General features: G+C 53.4%; 2 rRNA genes. Both read right to left on the reverse strand.

The features are described from left to right. Positions 1 to 2 precede the first annotated feature (2 nt). Positions 3 to 118: ribosomal RNA gene (rrf, locus tag Xenpb_RS20430) — 5S ribosomal RNA — on the reverse strand. 92 nt (positions 119 to 210) lie between these two features. Continuing rightward, a 23S ribosomal RNA gene (locus Xenpb_RS20435) occupies positions 211 to 3,119 on the reverse strand. Positions 3,120 to 3,230 lie beyond the last annotated feature (111 nt).

Raw genomic sequence — 3,230 nt, forward strand, 5'->3', positions numbered from 1 at the left:
ATGTCTGGCAGTGTCCTACTCTCACATGGGGAGACCCCACACTACCATCGGCGCTACGGCGTTTCACTGCTGAGTTCGGCATGGGGTCAGGTGGGACCACCGCGCTGTTGCCGCCAGACAAATTCTGTATTCAATCCCGAACAAGCTGCTGTCTTGCATTTGAAACCCCATTCTGCTCTCTCTCTACGCCCAAAACACCTTCGGTGTTGTCAGGTTAAGCCGCACGGTTCATTAGTACCGGTTAGCTCAACGTGTCGCCACGCTTACACACCCGGCCTATCCACGTCCTCGTCTCGAACGTTCCTTCAGTGTCCTCAAGGGACAAGGGAAGACTCATCTCAAGGCAAGTTTCCCGCTTAGATGCTTTCAGCGGTTATCTCTGCCGCACTTAGCTACCGGGCAATGCCATTGGCATGACAACCCGAACACCAGTGGTGCGTCCACTCCGGTCCTCTCGTACTAGGAGCAGCCCCTTTCAATCTTCCAACGCCCACGGCAGATAGGGACCGAACTGTCTCACGACGTTCTAAACCCAGCTCGCGTACCACTTTAAATGGCGAACAGCCATACCCTTGGGACCTACTTCAGCCCCAGGATGTGATGAGCCGACATCGAGGTGCCAAACACCGCCGTCGATATGAACTCTTGGGCGGTATCAGCCTGTTATCCCCGGAGTACCTTTTATCCGTTGAGCGATGGCCCTTCCATACAGAACCACCGGATCACTAAGACCTACTTTCGTACCTGCTCGAGCCGTCACTCTCGCAGTCAAGCCAGCTTATGCCTTTGCACTAACCTCACGATGTCCGACCGTGATTAGCTAACCTTCGTGCTCCTCCGTTACGCTTTGGGAGGAGACCGCCCCAGTCAAACTACCCACCAGACACTGTCCGCAACCCGGGTCACGGGCCTGCGTTAGAACATCAAACATTCAAGGGTGGTATTTCAAGGATGGCTCCATGCAGACTGGCGTCCACACTTCCAAGCCTCCCACCTATCCTACACATCAAGGCTCAAGGTTCAGTGTCAAGCTATAGTAAAGGTTCACGGGGTCTTTCCGTCTTGCCGCGGGTACACTGCATCTTCACAGCGAGTTCAATTTCACTGAGTCTCGGGTGGAGACAGCCTGGCCATCATTACGCCATTCGTGCAGGTCGGAACTTACCCGACAAGGAATTTCGCTACCTTAGGACCGTTATAGTTACGGCCGCCGTTTACTGGGGCTTCGATCAAGAGCTTCGCCTTGCGGCTGACCCCATCAATTAACCTTCCAGCACCGGGCAGGCGTCACACCGTATACGTCCACTTTCGTGTTTGCACAGTGCTGTGTTTTTATTAAACAGTTGCAGCCAGCTGGTATCTTCGGCTGATTTCAGCTCCGCCCGCAGGGGCTTCACCTACCTATCAGCGTGCCTTCTCCCGAAGTTACGGCACCATTTTGCCTAGTTCCTTCACCCGAGTTCTCTCAAGCGCCTGAGTATTCTCTACCTGACCACCTGTGTCGGTTTGGGGTACGATTCAATGTTACCTGAGGCTTAGAGGCTTTTCCTGGAAGCAGGGCATCTGTCACTTCAGCACCGTAGTGCCTCGTCATTACGCCTCAGTGTTAACAGCGGTCCGGATTTACCAAAACCACCCACCTACACGCTTAAACCGGGACGACCGTCGCCCGGCTGACATAGCCTTCTCCGTCCCCCCTTCGCAGTAACACCGAGTACAGGAATATTAACCTGTTTCCCATCGACTACGCTTTTCAGCCTCGCCTTAGGGGTCGACTCACCCTGCCCCGATTAACGTTGGACAGGAACCCTTGGTCTTCCGGCGAGCGGGTTTTTCACCCGCTTTATCGTTACTTATGTCAGCATTCGCACTTCTGATACCTCCAGCAAACCTCACAGTTCACCTTCAGCGGCTTACAGAACGCTCCCCTACCCAACAACACTTACGTGTCGCTGCCGCAGCTTCGGTGCATGGTTTAGCCCCGTTACATCTTCCGCGCAGGCCGACTCGACCAGTGAGCTATTACGCTTTCTTTAAATGATGGCTGCTTCTAAGCCAACATCCTGGCTGTCTGAGCCTTCCCACTTCGTTTCCCACTTAACCATGACTTGGGGACCTTAGCTGGCGGTCTGGGTTGTTTCCCTCTTCACGACGGACGTTAGCACCCGCCGTGTGTCTCCCGTGATAACATTCTTCGGTATTCGCAGTTTGCATCGGGTTGGTAAGTCGGGATGACCCCCTAGCCGAAACAGTGCTCTACCCCCGAAGATGAGTTCACGAGGCGCTACCTAAATAGCTTTCGGGGAGAACCAGCTATCTCCCGGTTTGATTGGCCTTTCACCCCCAGCCACAAGTCATCCGCTAATTTTTCAACATTAGTCGGTTCGGTCCTCCAGTTAGTGTTACCCAACCTTCAACCTGCCCATGGCTAGATCACCGGGTTTCGGGTCTATACCCTGCAACTTAACGCCCCGTTAAGACTCGGTTTCCCTGCGGCTCCCCTAAACGGTTAACCTTGCTACAGAATATAAGTCGCTGACCCATTATACAAAAGGTACGCAGTCACACCTTAAAAGGTGCTCCCACTGCTTGTACGTACACGGTTTCAGGTTCTCTTTCACTCCCCTCGCCGGGGTTCTTTTCGCCTTTCCCTCACGGTACTGGTTCACTATCGGTCAGTCAGGAGTATTTAGCCTTGGAGGATGGTCCCCCCATATTCAGACAGGATACCACGTGTCCCGCCCTACTCTTCGAGCTCCCAACACCAGCGTCTTCGGATACGGGGCTGTCACCCTTTACTGCCGGCCTTTCCAGACCGTTCTCCTGACGCTGATATTGTTGATGGCTCTGGGCTGCTCCCCGTTCGCTCGCCGCTACTGGGGGAATCTCGGTTGATTTCTTTTCCTCGGGGTACTGAGATGTTTCAGTTCCCCCGGTTCGCCTCATTCACCTATGGATTCAGTGAATGATAGTGCAACGGATTGCACTGGGTTTCCCCATTCGGATATCGCCGGCTGATAACGCTGCTTATCAGCTCACCGGCGCTTTTCGCAGATTAGCACGTCCTTCATCGCCTCTGACTGCCTAGGCATCCACCGTGTACGCTTATTCGCTTAACCTCACAACCCGAAGGTGTCTTCAGATTGGAGTATTGAGAGACTCATCAATGCCATTTTTCAATAACACTGATTGTTTCAAATTTTCAGCTTGTTCCAGATTGTTAAAGAGCA

The sequence above is a fragment of the Xenorhabdus sp. PB62.4 genome (assembly GCF_014467285.1).
Taxonomy (GTDB): domain Bacteria; phylum Pseudomonadota; class Gammaproteobacteria; order Enterobacterales; family Enterobacteriaceae; genus Xenorhabdus.